Here is a 20,006-nt window from a genome sequence, read left to right as displayed (position 1 = left end):
TAATACTGATATTTACCAAAGTTCTACAATGGCACGCACACCTTTATTGGTATCTGTAAGACCGACAGCGTGTCTGTCTTCATGCTGGATATACACGCCGGTAATTTCTTCTCCGTAAAGAATTTCCTTCTTATATGAAATGCGGATATGATTCTTTTCGCCTTCTTCATAAATCTGCTGCGGTAGAAGCTCTCCGGCGGCATCTAAATAAGCTAAGTTGTGCATATGCATATTGGAATCAATATCCCGGCGCAGTACTGTATAGCGTTGTTTTACTGCATTTTCCGTATCAAAAAAATCTTTTGGATATGACATATTTTCGAGCTCTTCTTCAAACGCCTGACTCTGCGGCTCCCCCTGATATTTTTCAATCAATTCCTGCGTAAGCCGCAAAGGTCTACGCTTTACAATGTCAATCAAAACCCAGCGTGATGTTGCCCGCGCAAGCTTTTCTCCCTGCGCATCAAACAATTCAAAATCCCTGTATGCACAGGCGATATTATGATTTCTTGACCATGTATACGCAGTAATATTGTCCCGGTAATGTGGACGTCTGACAATCTCTATTTTCCAGTCAAGCACTACCCACGCCTGTCCTGTCTGTTCTACCGAATCCAGTCCGTATCCAACCGAATCCGAATGTAACCCGCCAATATCCTCCATCATTGTCATCAATGCCCTGTTCGTTGCATTGCCTTTGATATCAACGTCTTCAAGACCTATCTGGTAGTTGTGTTTATACTTCATGCAAATCCCCACTTCCCAGCCATACCGCAGTCCGGCTGATTATTTTCATGAGGAAAGTATAGCATATATCGGAAAATTTTGCGACTATGATGTTATGCTTTTCTACTATTATTCCCCCTTCCCCGTCCTATGGAATTTCCCCGTAATCGTTACTACTTCCACGCGGATTACCATTGTCTTTTCAATTGCTTTTTCAAGCATTTCAAATGGAATATCTGTGTAATGTCTCATGATTTTTTCCAGATACGCCCGCTTTTGTGTATCATCTGCAATTTCTGCATTTCCCGTACCGCAGACACTTTCATAATCCATGTAACTGTTGCAGGCAACAGGACTGATTCTTGCTTCCTCATGGACGTCCATTTCAAAAGCAACCCTGCCGTCTTTTTCTATGAGTTCTTTTTTCGTTCCCGCATTTGCCCCATGAAAATACAAATAAATTTTTCCGCCTTCTCTTTCATATCCAAAATTCATCGGTACAAGATACGGATATCCGTTGTGATTTATTGCAAGGCGGCAAACCTTACATTTGTCTAATACCGCACAGATTTCTTCGATACTTTTCATTTCATTTTGTGTTCTACGCATCCTTTTTTCTCTCACAAATTCCGATTAAGATTTTTTTCCTTAAGATTTTCCTCACGCTTGTCGTCAAATACAACCGACGCATTGTCAAGAAATTCCTTCTTCCAATTTCGGAGCAGATTTGGCTGAATATTATTTTCAACTGCCAGGGTATTGATATCCTTCTCACCCTTTAACAGTTCGATAACAAGGTCTGATTTGAATTTTGCGCTAAAATTTCTTCTTTTTCTGGACATGATTTTGAATCCTCTCTTTCATACTGATTGTAGTATATCAGATTCATTAAAATCTGTCCGAAAAAGTGTCTTAATTTATGAGACCATTATATGTTACTTTCGACAACTTTTCTTGTACAACTGCACAGATTTTTAATACCGTGCCTTCAGCTTTTCAAATGCCTTAAATGAGCGCTGAATCATTGCTTCATCCACACAATACGAAATTCTTACAAATCCCGGACAACCAAAATCCGTTGCCGATACAAGCAGTAAATCTTCTTCCTTTGCCTTTTCACAAAAAGCATCGGCATCGTCTTCCAGCGCTTTTACAAACATATAAAATGCACCGTCCGGCTTAAAGCACTCATATCCTAATTCCGTCAGTCCCTGATACAATAAATCACGGTTCTTCTTATACAGATTCACATCACCTGTATTGCCGATACACTTCACAAGCATTTTCTGGAACAGACTTGGTGCACACACATAACCTAAAGCCCTGCCCGCTCCGCAGATTGCCGCATACACTTCACGACTTTCGTATGCTTCGTCCGGCACCAGCACAAATCCAATTCGCTCACCCGGAAGTGACAGGGATTTGCTGTAAGAATAGCATACCAGTGTATCATTATAATATTTTGTGACATATGGCACTTCTACACCGTCATATACAATTTCACGATACGGTTCATCCGTAATAATAAAAATGTGTGTTCCGAATTCCTTGGATTTTTTCGTAAGCAGCTCTGCCAGCTTCTGTATGGTCTGCTCAGAATAAACCGCACCGGATGGATTGTTTGGAGAATTAATAATTACACCTTTTGTATGTATATTTAAACGTGCTTCTAACGCATCAAAATCAATCTGGAAATTCTTTGTATCCGGCGGTACAATTGTAAGCTTTGCGCCTGCCGCCTGCACAAATACCTGATATTCAGGGAAGAACGGTGCAATCGTGATAAATTCGTCTTCACTATCCGTTGTAAGTGCCTTAAAACACAGTGAGAGTGATGCAGCCGCTCCCATTGTCATATAAAAATTATCTGCTTTAAATGCTGTCTGATACGTTTTATTCAGATAGTCTGCAATTGCCTGTCTGGTTTCTAAATCGCCCTGTGCAGACGTATAGCCGTGCAGATGTACACTGTCTAATTCTTTTGTCAGCTCCCGGATTGTCTCATTGACACATTCCGGTGCCGGAACAGTCGGATTACCAAGGCTGAAATCATAAACATTTTCCGCGCCGATTTCCGCCGCTCTCTTTTTTCCGTATTCAAATAATTCTCTGATAGCAGAACGCTTACTGCCAAGTTCATACATTTTCTCTGATACTATCATACTAATCCTCATTTCTGCGAACATTTTAATGCCGGAGAAATCGCGAACTGATGCAATTCAGTTCTGCAATAAAAAGATATTTGTGCTGCCGCGGCACAAATATCTGTGTGAACAATCTTTGATTTAAGGATTGTTCACACAAACCTCCCCATACATCTAATAATTATACATGAGATTATAACACTTTCCGGTATGAAATGTATACAACTTTTTCACTAATACAACATCTACTGCGGTTCTGATTTTTTCTGATTTTCTGTATTTTCATTGTGTTCCGCTACTTCATGTCCTGTGATTTTTCCCTCGGCAATATGATAAATCTCATCAGACAGGAGATTCAGCTCCTCTGCATCATGACAGGCAAGAATAATGATTGAACCGTTATCACGCAGCTTCCACAAAATCTCCCGCACCTTTAAAGCCCCGGATTCATCGAGGGCGTTAATCGGCTCATCTAAAATCACAATATCCGGCTTTTCCATAATTGCCGCTGCAATACCAAGCCTTTGCTTCATACCGAGAGAATATTTACGGTATGTACGCTTATCATCCGGGTCGAGTCCGACCTCCGCCAGTGTTTCACGGATTTCATCTTCACCAATCCGTTTTTGAATTGAAGCAAGCATTTCCAGATTCTTATAACCTGTATAATTTCCCAAAAAGGACGGATTTTCAATTAAAATCCCGATACTTCTCGGAAATGAAATATCCTTGCCGAGAATTTCACCATCAATATTAATCGTTCCGCTGTTTGGAATAATCAGCCCCGATATGGCACGCATCAGCATGGTTTTACCGGAACCGTTCTTACCCTTTAATCCGTAAATTTTTCCGCTTTCAAATGTAACCGTAATATCCTGTAAAATCGGCACCTTTTTAATTGTCTTGCATAAATTTTGTATTTCAATTTTCATTCTGCTCCTCCATTTCCGGCATCCCATCTGCCGCATCATCTCTTTTTTAAAATATCCATTCTATCAAAATAAATCTTACCGATAATAATCGAAATAACCGCCACTGCCACAGAAATTCCTATCGAAAGTCCTGTATTGACACCCCCGTCCACACAACAGGCATTTCTTAACATCATAAATGAATTTCCCTGCAAAAACGGTACTGTATAATATGCCGCTGCCGTGAGCAGTGCAACATTTACAATATATGCAATAACCGGACTGATAACCAGCGCCAGCATCATCTGGAATAATGCCATTCCTACAGACGTAACCAGCGGAAGCCAGCAGACGGTATGCCGCAGTACCTGTAAATCTACCGGTACATCATTGACCGCCGCCGGGATTCCACAGACCGTCTGTACAATCTCCGGTGTAAGCGCCGTTGTCAGTGAACCGCCGGTAATCATACAGATAAAAACCGCCGAAAGATAAACTGCTGCATAAAATCCAATAACTGTGATGACACACCACACACATTTACTCAGCCACCAGAATACTCTTTTCTGTGTCCGCACGAGAATATTTTTTCCAACCCCCAGTAAGTCTTTTAAAATGTAATCCCCTATCATATAAGAAAGATAGAGCTGTAACATCATATATTCTGTCGGAATCATAAACTCTGCACCGTTTATCGGATTGTATATTTCTTTTCCCCTGAAAAAATACAACAGCATATCGCCCAGCGTAAAATTCATTGATGATATCTTTCCCCTGTCCAGCGCATGAAAACATGTTGTTACATAAAACATCGCCAGGACGCACCCTAAAAGAATAGCAATGACATATCGCTGATATTTATATAAAATACCCTGTTTGATATCCATTTGTACTTCCTGTATAAACAGCTTCATTCCAATCTCCTTTCCGCAGGCATCACACTAATCTCCATTTCTAATTATAAATATCTTTTTTTAACAAATCCTTTTTGCAGAACAAAATGTAAGTGATCATCAACAGTCCCGCAAGCACCAGTACCGGGTAGATAAAATTTGAAAACACCCGGATATGCTTTTCGCTGATTACAACGGCATTCATGGTAACTCTGCCGTTAAAAACCAAGCCCCGGTACATTTCTTCTGCGGCATACAAAAGCATGACAATATATCCGCCGACCGGTGATTCAAAGACCCACCAGAAAAATAACATCAATACACACACAATCATTAATGCCGTAAACACCGCCGTAAAGCAGCCTGCCGCCACCAGTATCACAGACGGATGATATACCGTATCCACGCCGCCGTAAATATACACATAGCTTGTCTGCGCACTCCAGTTCCATATAACATCCGTAAAACAAAACGGTATCAGACAGATCAGCACTGTTAAATATACGGAAACCGCCAAAATAATCTTTGTAAGCTTTACACACATTTTCAGCCATACCTGCTTTAACTGTGTCTGCCGGATAATAATTCCGTACCGGTAACAGCCCTTAAAAAAATAAACCATTGTAAACGGAATAAATATTACCGCCATTTGATACAGACATGTCTGCATGCCCGCACCGATAATGTCATACACACATTTGACATTTTCCGTTCTGTATTGTATGTGGTAATAAAATATATATTCAAAAAATACCACCACAACCGGACTTATCAGTGCAATCGCAAGAACGCACCCCTTATTTGCTTTTAAAAACTCTTTCATCTACAACCCTTCATCTTTCTTCTGCCTCCAGAAATACACTCCGCCAAAAAGCACTGTCAGACACACACATTCCAATACAACCGGTCCGAATCTTAACGCATTGATTCTTGTCATATCCATAATAATGATTGGACTATACTTCGCCTTTTTAATAAATGAAAGCATCATATATGAAAAATAGTTCAGTAAGAACGGAAACAATGTTATTAAAAAGCGGTTATTGACCCATGTTGACAATAACAATGCCAGTGAAACAAAAATAAACTGATAGAAAAAAATTAATATCAGGTACAATACCATAAATATGTACGGGTGTGTATAAAAAATATCTCCCCACAGCGCAATTCCGTTCACTGCATAACACCCCAGCGCTGCCACCGGTTTTAAAGACGGAAGCACCATCATATTGGCAATCAGATTCACGGCAAGCGGAACTGTCCCCACAAGTCCTCCCGCAGTACAGCTTACAATATACTTTGCGGCATAATAATATTTCTTGTTGGTTCTTGTATACAGATTTTTAACATATCCCGAATTATGGTCTGCGCAAAATGTCGTTGCATAGGCAAATACCGCCAGTATCGGAAGTATCAGATAATAAATCTGGCGGTACACCAGCGGCGGTCCTGCCATTCCGAAATAACTGCTGAATACCCCAGACGGTTCCGATATGCCTTTGGGCGAGTACGCATCTAAAATGTGCATGGACTCCTGCAAACCGACCATTACAAACTGTGTCATCGTCAATATCAATCCGATTCCCAGGCTGATATAAAATGTCACCGAACGGAACAATCTTTGAAATTCTATTTTTAATACTGCCTTCATGTTCCTTCCTCCCCTATCTTAAATTCAATCATTCTCTGAACCGGATAAACCGCCTGCACAATCTGGAATGTATTATTCTTTACAAACCGCGGATATTCACTGTCACTGACCATTCCCAGTCCGATTGTATAGGCCGCCATACATTCACATTCTTCTCCTGCGGCAAGCGTATTCTCCTGCGCATAATGCGTACCTAAACCATTGGTCCACCCGTCCGGATATGAATTAACCGCCAGCTTTAACATATACTGCCAGATATTAATTTCCGAATCCCCTGTATTTTTAATTCTGAACTTAATAACAAGCTGCCGTACACGGCCTTTTTTCTTTTTTACCTGAAAATCCTGTCCGCCGAATTCATCCCGCATACAGGCTTCCAGTTCCTCACCCTCTAAAATTCTTGCCGTATCCGTACAAACCGACACACTGTTATCCAGTGGCATCCATTCACCCGGCGCATACACTTCTTTTGTCCGCTGCGGAAACCTTTTATTGACATTGATTACCGCGGCTATTACCACAAACACCAGCACCAATACTATGCCAATTCCAATCCACTTCTTTTTTTTCATACGCACCTCCTACATTTCTTCCCCTATTTTATTTCAAATTCAATGACTCTTACGATAATGCCTCATCTTTTTTTACCTGCCAGAAATACAGCAGACTGGTAACTGCCACTAATAATACCCCCTCGGCAAATACCTCCCGAAATTCCAATGACCGGATATTCGTCATATCAAATATCACAATCGGACTCAGACGATACTTTCGTATATTGACTACCAGCATGTGAAAAAAATAATTTAATAAAAACGGAAGTATCACAACCAAAAATCTGTTTGTCACCCGTCTTGACAAAATCAATGCTACATTCACAAATATAAACTGATAGAAAAAAATCAGCAGTATGTATAACAAAATAAATAAATACGGATTCGTATACAAAACATCTGACCATAATCCGATTCCATAAGGATAGATTGCCATTGAAGCCATTGGTTCTATCGCCGGGAGCATCATAAGATTCCATAAAAAGTTCGCAGCAATCGGCGCGGTTACGGCAATTCCGCCTGCAATACCGCTTACAATATACTTTGCTGTGTAATAATCCTGTCTTTTACTTCTGATATACAGATTTTTAACATACCCTGAAGCTTTATCCCCACAGAGTGTTACCGCATGTGCCATAACCGCCAGAATCGGGGCAATCGTATAATAAATCTGCCGATAGACCAACGGTGGACCTGCCAGTCCGAAAAAACTTTCAAATGCACTGTACGGCGTACTTACCTCCGAAGGAATATATCCGTCAACAATATTTACCGCCATTGGAAGCCCCACTTCTATCCATTGCAGTGTCGTAATAAGTAATCCAATTCCAAGACTTAAATAAAACATTTTGGAATGAAATACTCTTTTAAATTCCATTTTAATTAGTTTCTTCACGTTTATTCCCCTATCTTAAATTCAATCATTTTGATGACCGGATATGCCGATTTCACAAGACGAATTGTATTGTTTTTTATAAATGTGTCATACTCCTTATCGTCTACATCCCCTCTTGATAACGCTATGGAAATCACACCTTCAGCTTCCTCCTGCGGTTCAATCTGTTCTACCGGAAAATAGTATTCATCTATTCCGTTGGCACAGCCGGCAGGATACGCTTCAAAATGCACTTGATGAACCAGCCTGCTGACCCTTAATGTATCATCTCCTACATTTCTTATTTTAAGCTTCATAAAGATTTCTCTCTCTTTATAACTCATTCCGATTATTTTTTCCCCGCCGAACTCTTCTTCATAATATTTCTCCATTTCCTCCCCTTTTAATATCTTTGCTTCAACAGCACATATTTCCGCTTTCCCTGTCGGCATCCACTCTCCCAGTCCGTATGCCTGGGTTGGTGCTTTGGGAAAACGGGAATTCAAATCGATATATCTGAAAATTCCAAGCAGGAAGACAAATGCCAGACCGATGAAGATGAGGTGTTTTTTCTTGTTTTTGCAAAATTTTTTCATCGCTCCTCATCTCCATATATACCGGAACCATTATCGGGACTCCACCAACATTCAAAATCATCTTGAACAAATCCCTTTGGCGATGCAGCTAAATATGCCGCTGTATATGCGTCATCTCCATATGTTTCATAAACCGTATTCCACATATACCATTCTTTATTTTTTCCAAATACATATGCCCTACGTCCACAATAACTGCCCGATGTGTTGTTATGTTCACTTGTTCCATATACTGTGACATAAAATTCTGATTCGTCACTGCTGGCATTAAAACATTTACACCAAGAGGACGTTGTATCATCTTTTCTTCTAAAATCCGAATGAACAGTATTGTCTCCTGAAAATGAAAAATACTCGTATGTATCTGAATTGTTATTAGCAAATACTTTCGTTCCTGTGCCGGCTACAATAAGCCCTAATAACACTGCTGCAAAACCTGCTGCAATTTGATTTACTTTTCCTACTTTTTTCTTCATGTTAATTCTCCTATCTCTTTTACTGCTCATCTACCACTTTTCCGTTCTTTATATTCAGACAAATCAGTGGTTCTTCCTCTTGAACATTCCCTACTGCATATGTTTTAATATACACATTTTCTAATGTTGGAGTATCTGTAAATAAAACACCTTCACTAGAAGAATATCCTTTTGATTGATACTTTGTCAGTCCCAGATATGCTACTGTTACAATTCTTTCTTCTTCCGGCTGTAACGAGGCAAAATTTCCATGCTTTGTTCCAACATAATCTGCATTGTAAACTTTTGAATATCCCTCTGATACTTTTGTAATTGTTCCATATTCATCATCATCATAAACATTGTACAATTCCAACTGACCCGCGTTAATATCCTGTTCTTCATTTGTTGTATTTTTTAAACGGATTCTGACAAACGGCCATATATACTCCCAGTCTTCGTTTTTCTTTACTGTATCAATATCTTCTCCCCCATTTTGACCTGAAAAATATGCCAGTTCTTCCTCGGTAAGCCCTGCTTCCTCTTTACTGTCGGCTAACAGCACATCTACCACTGATACTTCTATTCCACGGTATGTCGCCGTTTCATTCCTTGACAATAACCGATTTCCCTTTGATAACGGTGCTGCCTGTTCTCTTAACGATAAATGTGTTTTTTCTTCCGGTTCTTTAATTACAACATCTTTTTTTGCATATTCCGTTTCTGTTTCTTCTTCTGCCTGTATAGATTTTTCATTCACATCTGCAATACTCTGGCTGCTGCACCCGCTAATGCAGGTGCAGACTGTCAGACTAAGCAGAAGTATTCCTATACTTCGCTTTTTCATATAATCCGCTCTCCTCTTTTTACTACTCATTTACCACTTTTCCGTCCTTTATATTCAGACAAATCAGCGGTTCTTCCTCCTGAATATTTCCTATTGCATATGTTTTCATGTATACATTTTCCAATGTTGGGATATCTGTAAACAAAACACCTTCACTAGAAGAATATCCTTTTGATTGATACTTTCTCATTCCCAGATATACTACTGTTACGATTCTTTCTTCTCCCGGCTGTAAAGAGGCAAAATTTCCATGATCTGTTCCAACATAATCTGCATTATAAACTTTTGAATACCCACCGGATACTTTTTGCACCGTTTTGTATTCTCCCTCGTCATAGACATTGTACAATTCCAGCTGCCCTGCATTAATATCCTGTTCTTCATTTGTTGTATTTTTTAAGCGGATTCTGACAAACGGCCATGTATATTCCCAATTTTCGTTTTTTTTCGTTGTATCAATATCTTTTCCCCCGTTTTGACCTGAAAAATATGCCAGTTCTTCCTCGGTAAGTCCTGCTTCCTCTTTACTGTCCGCCACTAATACATCTACGACTGAAATTTCTATTCCTCGATATGTCGCCGTTTCATTCCTTGACAATAACCGGTTTCCCTTCGATAACGGCGTTGCCGTTTCTCTAAATAATTTTCTTGTTGAATCCTCTGCTTTTTTTATTACAACATCCTTTTTTTCGTCCTTTGTTTCTGTTTCTTCTTCTGCCTGTATAGATTTTTCATTGACATCTGCAATACTCTGGCTGCTGCACCCGCTAATGCAGGTGCAGACTGTCAGACTAAGCAGAAGTATTCCTATACTTCGCTTTTTCATAAATTTTCCTCTCCTATCGTTCTTCGTCCCATGTAATACCTGACCCATTATCCGGACTCCACCAGCAGTCAAAATCATCATAAATAGAGCCTTGTGGTGATGCAATCAGATATGCCGCCGTATAATCACAATCCCCATACGTTTCATATACTACATTCCACATATACCAGGTAGTGTCTTCTGAAAAATAATATGACTTGTGTCCGCAGTAACTGCCGGAGGTATTATTATATTCCGACGTTCCATACACCTCAATATAAAATCCTGCATCACTGTTACTTGAATTATAGCAGTTACACCAGCATGAACTGATATCGTCCTTATGCCTAAAATCAGAACGTGAAGTATTTTCCCCTGAGAATGAAAAACACTCATAAGTATCACTGTTATTGTTGGCAAACGCTGTTACCCCCGTTCCCCCGATTGTGACTGCCAGCATCGCTGCTGTAATCGCTGCCAATATCTTATTGGACTTTTTAACTTTTGCATTTCTCATGCTTTCCTCCTCCTGCGGGTTTATCCGCTGCTTTATTTTACAGGCAGTCCACATCTGTTTCCCGCCTATAATCCGATAATACCATGCTGTATTTTTTTGTAAATACTTTTTCCCTGCCGATGTAACGGATGACCGTTTTCATGTAACGGATGACAAAAAATGCCGCGCGAACATCATTCGCGTGGCATTCCAATCATAAAAACAACCTCTGTCTTATATTTTGTTTCACTCTTTTTTATACGTAATTCTGCATGATATTTTTGCAAAACCTGTTCTACATTCCGTATTCCCCTTCCGTGATTGATTGAATTTTTAAGCGGCTGATGCGGACTTTTGCTGTTCTCAATTTCAAGATACCATTTCAGGGCATTTTCATATCCTTTAATGTGGATATACGGTTTTTCTGTTTTGACATATTCACAGGCTTCTACGGCATTATCAATGAGATTTCCCAGTAACACCCCCATATCCCCGTAATCAATATTTAATCTTTCAGGATATAACATTCTCACAGATACATCTATCTGATCCGATGCAATATTTTGCAGTTTATAGCTTAAAATCGAATTGATATAATTATTATTACAATACCGCTCCTCTTTTACGCTGCTAATCATGCCCAGTGCGGTCTGGAGTTCTGCTTCAATTTGCTGTCTATTTTCTCCCTCGTTCTGCATTGCCGCCAATATGCCGGACAGGCGGTTTTTCATATCATGCCGGATATTTCGGATTGTATCCTGTCCCTGCTGTATTTTTTCATAAAAATATTCTGTATTTTCCAGTTCCTGCTGTATTTGCTGTTTTTCCGCATATAATTCCTGTAATCTGCTATACTGGCACTGAAATCCAAAGAACAGCAGACTTATGATAATAATTATAATCCAGATAAAACCGGCTGTCACTGCACTCATATCCATTCTGCGCTGTTGCTGCCTGAAAATATATGCTGCACAGTAAACCATCACTTCTGCTCCAAAAATAGTTGTGCTGGCATACTGTATTTTTTTCTTTTTCATCAAAGCGTATACGGCGCAAACTAAAATAATTTCTAAAATACACGTTACAACACAAGTTAATGACAACGTCATGATCTTCATTCTGCTGGGTGTATTCAGCTCGTCATGCAATGAATACTTGACGAATTGATACGAAAATACAGCTGCCACCTGTCTTGCCGCAAATACATAAAAAATATAATTCATTCCCAGACTTAGTCTGCAAAAAGCATTGCTGGTTTGTACATTCATACCCAGCAAAAGTACTGTCTGCAAAATGGTACATGGCAGATAAATATCCATGCAAACCACTGTTTTTTCTTTATCCAGTACTATTGCTGCAAGTCTGACTACCACTGCCAGACTTGCGGCAATATAAAATATTTTGTCCTTTTTTCTTTCGTATCTGTTTAAAGAATGTATAAATGTATAATACAAAAGCACATAGGAAAATGCTTCAATTATACCCAGTCCCACTATTGCTTCCATTTTTACTGCCTGCTCTTACCTGTAAATTCTATTTCTGTACGCCTCATATTTTTCTTCAAAAGAATTCCGATACTTTCTTGTTATATCAACGCTGTTTAATCCAATGCCGTGTACATTTTCATAATACACCGTCACCTTATCAATCGTATGAATATATGCCATATTTATAATAAAATTATTTCTTAATTCTGCAAAGTTCTGCCGGGGCAGTTTGTCCATAATAGCTGAAAATTTTCCGTAATACTCAAATTCACCGTTTTCTGCAATCACAATATTCTTGCGTTTTTCCGATGTAAAGCAGATAATATCCCTGCAATCCAGCGAAATCATTTCTCCATAAGTCTGGAATGAAAATATTTGATTTTGTTCCGAAAAATAGTCTGCCAGCTGATTTAAAACATTTTCTACCGCCTGTGCATTCTTCTTTTCATTCAGGTACTGGTATGCGTGTACCTGAAATGCCTCCGGCATAAATTCTTCATGACTTGTTATAAATACAATCGGTATCTGGGGATTTCTTGTCCGGATTCGCCCCGCCAATTTTAATCCGTTGCCGTCCTGTAATTCAATATCTAAAAAATAGACATCCGGGGAAAATTTCTTTTCATTTAAAAGACTTTGAACACTCTGATAAAAGTTTGCTTCAATCTTTTCTTCATGCTTTTCATTGTATTCCATAAAACACTGTTTGAAAAAGGTAAGCTGTCCCTCATCGTCATCACATACTGAAATCTTAATCATCTTAATTCCCATTTCTGAGCGATTTTATCGCGAAGACGGCGAATAGAAATTCGCGCAGGCGATTTCTATTCTGCCATAAAGGGCTATTTGTTTTCGCTCAGAAACAAATAGCTGTGTGAAAATCTGCTATCAAGCATATTTTCACACTAACCTCATCACATTACATTTTGCTATTATTTTATCATTAAATTCTTCTAAATAAAAGCATTTTCGCCAAAATCCCCCATAATCCCTATTTCTTTCCAACTTGTTGCGAAGATGCGTTCAGAAATTCGCGCTGTGATGAAATACACTTTTTATTTCTTATTCGTTATACCATGTTTTATATAAATCCATACGTCTATTTTCCATCTCTGGATTTTCTTTCCGGCATTTTTGTGTATACTCTTTATCAATTTCTCCGACAAAATATCCCTCTTTATCTGACATTCCTGCAACAATCAGCCCCTTTGCATCTACCATTCTGCTTCTGCCAAACAATGAACGTCCATTGGGCAGTGTTCCGTACTGATTCACCGCTACTACCGGCGTAACATTACAGATTGCGGATGACTTTACAATAATATCCCACTGGTCTGCATTCGGACTGTAAAAAGCTGCCGGAACACACAGAATTTCTGCCCCTTTTGCCCTTAATGTGCGGGCAATTTCGGAAAATCTCGTGTCATAACAAATCCACACACCCACTTTGCCAATATCCAGTTGAAACAGTCCTAATTGGCTGCCGGATAAGAAAGTGTCGGATTCTTTGACCCCAAATGCATCAAAAAGGTGTATTTTATCGTAGAAACCAACCCTTTCTCCATTCCGGTTCATCACTAAACAGCGATTATACACTTTTTCATGGGTATTTTCATTTTCCGCTCCTTTTTTCGCCGGTCTGACTGCATAACTGCCACCAATAATATTTGCATGATACTTTTTCGCACATTGGCTCAGCCATTTTTCAAACATACCATGCTCATATTCCCCATATATTTCGTTTTCATATTCATAGCAATCCATCTGATAAAATTGCTCCGGCAGTACAAATAAATCAATTCCCGGGTAATTTTGAATTGCCTGCTCCATATATTTCTCAGCTTTTTCCAACATTCCCTGTTTAGATGTATTACAAAAAATTTGAATTCCGGCAGCTTTAATAACATTATTCTTCATCTTACTCCTCATTTCTTTTTGCAATCTATATTATTTGTTTTATTATATTTACAATATAAAATGTTTCATGTGAAACATCTGAACACGCGTTCTTTATTTTCCAATCGTTTTAATTTTACTATTAATTCCATTTAGTATTTTAATACTTATATCTATAATTATATAATATATCATTTTTTTCTTATATTTCAATATGAATCTTTAATTATAAGCAGTTTTATCATTATTTATCTTATTAACGTTAAAATACTGTAATAATTTGTTATATATTTCTTTTTTTATTCCATTGTATATATATGAACTGAGTTCAATTTTTTTTTAATATTTTTTCTTTTGAACTGAGTTCCAGATTTTCTTTACTTTGTCCTATTTATATATTAAAACATAGCGTTTCCTGCTATGGTATCTATTTATTATACATCATTATATACTATGCCGCTACACATCATATTTTCACTTCACTTCGTCCCTTGTTAAATAATCTGCCAATACAATCTTCTGTGTAAAGATCAGTACATAGTTGTGATTTTTTACATTAATTTCTAAATATTCTGAACTCAGTTCACTTTTTATTTTATAATTTTATAGATTGAACTGAATTCATTTTGTATTTTATATATTAATACTTAAATGACTGAACTGAGTTCAGTTTGTATTATACATATTTATACTTAAAAGACTGAACTGAGTTCAGTTTGTATTTATCTTATTTACACGTCAAGAGAATTAAACTTGATACGTTTTATATTTCACTGATTTACATTTTAAAATTGAACTGAGTTCATTTTATTCGTATCTTACTCATTTATGCTTTAAGAATTGAACTGAGTTCACTCTACACTACACATTTTTTATAAAAATTTATAAAATATACTTTATTTTATATTACACGCTAATATATTAATATCCTGCATTTTCATGTAAATAAATATCCGTTGATACCCAAATTTTGATTATAGCAATCAAAATATCTCATACTTTTGCCTTAGAGGGCATATAATGATAATAAACAGCATGTTTCTATCTCATTTTTATCTATTTTTAGGTAAATAAACTTGATTTTGTAGGTGAGTCATGTATAATAAGAAAAGTAAAGATAATTTGAACTCAGTTCACTCTTTTACAAGTAACACAATATCCTTTTTGAACTCAGTTCACACAAACAGATATAATAAAAATACAAAAAAAGAAAGGCAAACTATGTCAGAAGTAATCAGTTTTATTAACGAAAAAGGCGGTGTTGGTAAGTCCACATCTGCTATTACAATTGCGCAGATTCTTGCAATTTCAGGATATAATGTTCTGTTAATCGATTTAGACCCGCAGATGAATACAACTAAAATGTTTGGACAAACCGACGAAGTTCTTGATATAAACTACGAACATTTATTCTGTACCAAACAGCTGCGCAAATCATCTGTGCTTGAATTTATCAGTGCGACAGACTATAAAAACATTTCCATATTATCAGCTTCCAGAGAACTGTCAACACTCGTATACACCATTTATGACCGGAGCAAAGAAGCAGGGGGCACCAATATAGAATTGTATTTACGTCATAATCTTAGTCTTATAAAAGATGATTTTGACTATATCATAATTGATAATTCGCCGTTTAAATCTTATCTGACAACCTGTGCTATTTGTGCAAGTGATAAAATCGTTACTCCGATTTGTGTTGATAACTTCTCGTATGACGGTCTGATGTCACTGTTTGATACAATTGAAGATTTGAACAGTAAGTATTCTTTAGCTATTGAATTTGCAGGAATCTTTATGACAAGAGTTGCCGGACGTACAACATTATACAAACAAATGTTTGAAAGTTATGAAAATATGTTTGGTGAAAAATTCCTTCCTGTTTCAATCAGGAACTGCATTGCAGTCAGCGAATCCAATACAACATTTGAACCGCTTTTAACGTACGATAAACGCTGTACAGCCGCGCAGGATTATATTGAACTGGTAAATTACCTCGGTCTGATGGACAATAAGCACTATCGTGAACTCGCAAAATATCTGAAAGGAGAGAGATAAACATGGCTAAAAAATCTTTCAGTGCCGGTGTTACCAAAACCGGTGTTCTTGACAATGCCGGCGGTGCAAAAATTAAAGAAATACAGGCAAAGGCACAATATAATTTCCAATATATTGCAAAGGAAAAAATACAATCCAATCCAAAAAATGAAAAATACACGCAGGATGGAATTGAATCCCTTATGGAAAGCATTCTGGTAAACGGTTTACGCCACAATCTTTCCGTTTTATACGATGCCGATCAGGATAAATACCGGTTAATCTCCGGTGAACGCCGTTACCGCGCAATCTGCATGATGAATGACAAAGACTACAACACCTTATTCCCGATGGGGATTCCATGTAAGATTGAAAAAGCCAACATTGACGATATTGACGAAGAAATTATGCTGATTTCTGCCAACCATGATGTCCGCGAAACTTCCATGGAAGTAAAACGTTGGGAGGTATCACGGTTAAAAGAACTTTATGAAGCCAAAAAACTGACCGGGGAAATCAAAAATATTAATGCAGAAATTGCAAAACAGTTAAACATTTCCGAACGTCAGGCAAGAAAATACACAACTGCTGAAAAGCTGATTCCTGAATTAAGTGATTTATTAAACAAAAATAATATTGACTTAAATCAGGCTGATAAATTCGGACGTCTGGATGAGGATGCACAATATCAGATTCTGGAACTGGTTCAAAAAAATGGCAGCATTGATAATGCGGAATATCAGTCCATCAAAAAGATATCTGAAGAACGTGCCGCAGAAGCCAAAAAATATAAAACAGAACTGGAACAGGCAATGCAGCAGATTCAGGAAAAAGATTCCACATTAAAAGTACTGGAAGAAAAGATTACAAAACTTGAAACAGCACCATCTACGGCAGCCAAATCAAGGGAGGACTTAGAAGAAGAACTCCGATATATTACGGAAGCCAAAAATAAAGCCGAAAAAGAACGGGCAAAATTAGAAACAAACATTGAAAAAATTCGTCAGCAGCAAAAAGAAAAAGAAGAACGCAAGATATCTATTACAGATAACGAACTTAAAAAAATTACTTCACTTGCAAAAGCAGAGCAGGCACTTAATTTATTTGAAAATAATTTTGATACCTTAAAAGCAAATAAAGCGGTTATTAAAGGAGATGCAAATTTAAAAGTCCGTGTAGAAATCTTACGAAACCGTTTTAACGATTTTATTGACAGTCTGGATTAAAATGAATAACTATTAAGCAGGTTATACTTTAAATATTACATGGGTATAATCTGCTTAATCATATATCTATATCTAAATATCCGTATGAAGTTCCCTGTGTTTAAATATATATAATTATATATAATAATATATAACAGATTAAAAAAACAGATATTGATAAATATAAAACAGGAGAGAGCAGTAATAGAGCTGTCTTCACGTATTTTAAACAGTTTATTTTTTTCAAAATCGATGGTGAAATCTGCAAAGATAAGACGAAAAAAGAATAGAAAAAGTCTAATCTTTTCATATAAAAGGTGAATTCTTGTGTATAACAAGAGAAAAATTTCACATAAAAGGTGAAAACTTTCCGAATGTGGATAAACAAAACAATATAAAAAATGTAGAATATGAAGAATACATATAATAAAAGGGATATTTCATTCAGAAAAGAAAAATAGTCAAAGAGAAAAAGTATATTATCAGAAAATTATCGGAAAAATGAGTACAACAAAAAGGCTGTTTATATATTTAAGCAGCCTGATAAGATGTTTTTAATTGAGCCATAATCGCAGTGCGGACAAGACCACCGAGGTTTTTTATTTCATGATCTTTTAAAATATAAGTTTTATAAATAGAGGAAAGAGCATATATTACAGTATCAAAGGAATATTGTAATGACAGCATTGCTAAATCCTCAACTTCATAATCTTTAAAATGAATGAGGCGGTAATAATCAACAGTCTGCCGGTCATTAAAGTATTCTGCGTAACGGGCAGGTATTGAATTATTTACATTAACAGAAGTTACAGTTTTATTAAAATCCATTACAAACTGATGGAGCTGATGAATGTAATATTGATAGCAGCTTTCTTTTTGCTTTTTCGCATTATATTCATCTTTAATTTCAAAACGGATACCGTTCGTATTGAGCGTAATTGTAAAAATATCATTCGAGGTCTGTACAGCCTTACGGATGATATTCGGTTTACAGTACTCCGGCAGAAAGCGTTTCAAATCCTTATACGTATTGGAAATGGCAGTAAAAGGGCCGCCCTTTGCATTCAGATTATCAATGGATATTAACTGGCGCAGATAAATCCGTAATGTAACCAGTGTATCAATCTCAAGAATCTGTGATAATAGTTTTTTAGACAGCACAATAAAGCCACGGCCTCCCTGGCGGGCAGGAAGATAGTAGCTGGTGTAGTCATTTAAACAAAGTGTTATAATATAGGAATCCGTTCTGGCATATGTAACATAGGCATAACGGTTTAAAATTTCCAGATTATTCTTAACCGTTTTGATATCACAATGCAGATGTTCTGCCAATTCCCGGATATCAATATTTTTGATGATGCCAAAACGGTCCGGATGATAAAAATGCAGTAAAAGCAGAAGCTTAATAGCATTGGTTTTTAAGCGCGGTTTATATCCGAAACGGTTGGTTTCATTATGATAAATCTTTTTATACTCGGTCTTCTGGGTGAAAATTTTATGTGGACAATTCCTGCAGGTTTCACAAGCAGATAAATATGCTTCGGAATCCGGCGCAAAAGCCTGAATAAAAGCCTTGTATTTACAATCTGTGCAGGCCGCATTATTATAGTCGATAATAGATGTCTCTGATTCTTTGACTTCAATATAATTTTTTTGCAGACCAATAGACTGAATCAGAACTGCTTTACCGATATTTGCAAAGTTATCCAAAATTTTCACCACCTTTCCACATGATATTTAACAGGAAAACCCAGATAAAATCAAATGAAGTGTTTTACTAGTTTTTTATCCACATTTTACATGAAATCAAATTTTTTTTGATTTTTTTGTCTACATTTTTTGAAAAAGTAAGTTAGATTACTCTAAATTTGTCTACATAATTTCTTAAGATTTTTTTTGTAGAAGAGAAATTTAAAATTTTTGAGATTTTACTCTAAATTTATCTACATTCCCAATTTTGTAATAAATTTTTTATGTGCAAAATGCACAAAAGGCTTGTTTAAGCCAAAAATGTAGACAACCAAAGTAAAAACAGCCCAATAAAAATGTAGAAAAACAATATCAATAAGTTATTTTTTATTGTTTTAATGCTAAAAAAAGGGGATTTTCTGTATGCTTGTATTACGATTTACTCTAAAAATGACTACATTTTTAAATTTTACTCTAAAAATCACTACATTTTGAAAATGCCGGAAAAAGTTCTTTTTGTGTTTTACTCTAAAATTATCTACATTTTTGATGACGATTGAAAAAATAATGGAAATAAGCAAAGTAAAGGAATAGTGAATACTCAGTTTTTGTGAGGGTTTATGCATATTAAAAGGTGTTATTTAATGAAAAAAACGACAAAAATAATAAAAATGCGTAAAACAGCATGAAAAATATAAAAGCATTTCCGGAATATAAAAAGAAGCAGCCTCACGGTAGGA

At 36.9% G+C, this 20,006-nt stretch carries 21 protein-coding genes; 2 read left to right on the top strand and 19 right to left on the bottom strand.

The window, feature by feature from the left end; translation table 11 throughout:
* Nucleotides 1–12: 12 nt before the first annotated feature.
* The 18 genes from LI288_RS10490 to LI288_RS10405 all read right to left on the bottom strand — a co-directional run bounded on the left by LI288_RS10490 (nt 13) and on the right by LI288_RS10405 (nt 14,356).
* The gene (locus LI288_RS10490; RefSeq protein WP_227090356.1) at nt 13–747 is read right to left on the bottom strand and encodes an acyl-[acyl-carrier-protein] thioesterase; all 735 of its coding nucleotides are present in this window, start codon (nt 745–747) and stop codon (nt 13–15) included.
* Nucleotides 748–855: 108 nt separating this feature from the next.
* A complete protein-coding gene (locus tag LI288_RS10485; RefSeq protein WP_227090355.1) occupies nt 856–1,335 on the bottom strand; it encodes a pyridoxamine 5'-phosphate oxidase family protein in 480 nt (159 codons plus the stop codon).
* 11 nt (nt 1,336–1,346) lie between these two features.
* Nucleotides 1,347–1,568: a transposase gene (locus LI288_RS10480; protein ID WP_227090354.1), complete on the bottom strand. Its 222-nt coding sequence runs from the start codon at nt 1,566–1,568 to the stop codon at nt 1,347–1,349.
* Between the two features lie 132 nt (nt 1,569–1,700).
* Nucleotides 1,701–2,888, bottom strand: a complete 1,188-nt coding sequence (locus tag LI288_RS10475) for a pyridoxal phosphate-dependent aminotransferase (protein ID WP_264473957.1) — start codon at nt 2,886–2,888, stop codon at nt 1,701–1,703.
* A gap of 227 nt (nt 2,889–3,115) precedes the next feature.
* On the bottom strand, nt 3,116–3,802 hold the full coding sequence (locus tag LI288_RS10470; RefSeq protein ID WP_227090353.1) for an ATP-binding cassette domain-containing protein: 687 nt from the start codon (nt 3,800–3,802) through the stop codon (nt 3,116–3,118).
* Nucleotides 3,803–3,837: 35 nt separating this feature from the next.
* The gene (locus LI288_RS10465) at nt 3,838–4,695 is read right to left on the bottom strand and encodes a hypothetical protein (RefSeq protein ID WP_227090352.1); all 858 of its coding nucleotides are present in this window, start codon (nt 4,693–4,695) and stop codon (nt 3,838–3,840) included.
* A 40-nt stretch (nt 4,696–4,735) separates the two neighbouring features.
* A complete protein-coding gene (locus LI288_RS10460; RefSeq protein ID WP_227090351.1) occupies nt 4,736–5,497 on the bottom strand; it encodes a hypothetical protein in 762 nt (253 codons plus the stop codon).
* On the bottom strand, nt 5,498–6,325 hold the full coding sequence (locus LI288_RS10455; RefSeq protein ID WP_227090350.1) for a hypothetical protein: 828 nt from the start codon (nt 6,323–6,325) through the stop codon (nt 5,498–5,500). It abuts the gene before it with no gap.
* Nucleotides 6,322–6,897 (bottom strand): hypothetical protein, encoded by a 576-nt coding sequence (locus LI288_RS10450; RefSeq protein ID WP_227090349.1) that lies wholly within the window; start codon nt 6,895–6,897, stop codon nt 6,322–6,324. Before LI288_RS10450 ends, LI288_RS10455 begins: the two co-directional genes overlap by 4 nt.
* 49 nt (nt 6,898–6,946) lie before the next feature.
* A complete protein-coding gene (locus LI288_RS10445) occupies nt 6,947–7,774 on the bottom strand; it encodes a hypothetical protein (RefSeq protein WP_227090348.1) in 828 nt (275 codons plus the stop codon).
* A 2-nt stretch (nt 7,775–7,776) separates the two neighbouring features.
* Nucleotides 7,777–8,349 carry a hypothetical protein gene (locus tag LI288_RS10440; protein WP_227090347.1) on the bottom strand — a complete coding sequence of 191 codons (573 nt, stop codon included), beginning with the start codon at nt 8,347–8,349 and terminating at the stop codon, nt 7,777–7,779.
* The gene (locus LI288_RS10435; RefSeq protein ID WP_227090346.1) at nt 8,346–8,855 is read right to left on the bottom strand and encodes a hypothetical protein; all 510 of its coding nucleotides are present in this window, start codon (nt 8,853–8,855) and stop codon (nt 8,346–8,348) included. Before LI288_RS10435 ends, LI288_RS10440 begins: the two co-directional genes overlap by 4 nt.
* Nucleotides 8,845–9,651, bottom strand: a complete 807-nt coding sequence (locus tag LI288_RS10430) for a hypothetical protein (RefSeq protein WP_227090345.1) — start codon at nt 9,649–9,651, stop codon at nt 8,845–8,847. Before LI288_RS10430 ends, LI288_RS10435 begins: the two co-directional genes overlap by 11 nt.
* Before the next feature lie 22 nt (nt 9,652–9,673).
* Nucleotides 9,674–10,477 carry a hypothetical protein gene (locus LI288_RS10425; RefSeq protein ID WP_227090344.1) on the bottom strand — a complete coding sequence of 268 codons (804 nt, stop codon included), beginning with the start codon at nt 10,475–10,477 and terminating at the stop codon, nt 9,674–9,676.
* Between the two features lie 13 nt (nt 10,478–10,490).
* On the bottom strand, nt 10,491–10,973 hold the full coding sequence (locus LI288_RS10420) for a hypothetical protein (RefSeq protein ID WP_227090343.1): 483 nt from the start codon (nt 10,971–10,973) through the stop codon (nt 10,491–10,493).
* A 173-nt stretch (nt 10,974–11,146) separates the two neighbouring features.
* Nucleotides 11,147–12,457: an ATP-binding protein gene (locus LI288_RS10415; RefSeq protein ID WP_227090342.1), complete on the bottom strand. Its 1,311-nt coding sequence runs from the start codon at nt 12,455–12,457 to the stop codon at nt 11,147–11,149.
* A gap of 15 nt (nt 12,458–12,472) precedes the next feature.
* Nucleotides 12,473–13,198 (bottom strand): LytR/AlgR family response regulator transcription factor, encoded by a 726-nt coding sequence (locus LI288_RS10410; RefSeq protein ID WP_227090341.1) that lies wholly within the window; start codon nt 13,196–13,198, stop codon nt 12,473–12,475.
* Between the two features lie 303 nt (nt 13,199–13,501).
* Entirely contained in the window at nt 13,502–14,356 is an 855-nt protein-coding gene (locus LI288_RS10405; protein ID WP_227090340.1) for a carbon-nitrogen hydrolase family protein, read from the bottom strand.
* Between the two features lie 1,200 nt (nt 14,357–15,556).
* Here LI288_RS10405 and LI288_RS10400 point away from each other — a divergent pair.
* Nucleotides 15,557–16,393 carry a ParA family protein gene (locus LI288_RS10400; protein ID WP_227090339.1) on the top strand — a complete coding sequence of 279 codons (837 nt, stop codon included), beginning with the start codon at nt 15,557–15,559 and terminating at the stop codon, nt 16,391–16,393.
* Nucleotides 16,394–16,395: 2 nt separating this feature from the next.
* Nucleotides 16,396–17,598, top strand: coding sequence for a ParB/RepB/Spo0J family partition protein (locus tag LI288_RS10395; RefSeq protein WP_022432623.1), 1,203 nt, complete (start codon nt 16,396–16,398; stop codon nt 17,596–17,598).
* A gap of 510 nt (nt 17,599–18,108) precedes the next feature.
* Here the strand turns inward: LI288_RS10395 and LI288_RS10390 are convergent.
* Entirely contained in the window at nt 18,109–19,296 is a 1,188-nt protein-coding gene (locus LI288_RS10390) for a hypothetical protein (protein ID WP_440311446.1), read from the bottom strand.
* Nucleotides 19,297–20,006: the final 710 nt, after the last annotated feature.

This window comes from Lachnospira pectinoschiza (assembly GCF_020564355.1).
Taxonomy (GTDB): domain Bacteria; phylum Bacillota; class Clostridia; order Lachnospirales; family Lachnospiraceae; genus Lachnospira; species Lachnospira intestinalis.
The sequence above is the reverse complement of the archived record's forward strand: the minus strand, read 5'-3'. Positions and strand labels throughout refer to the sequence as shown.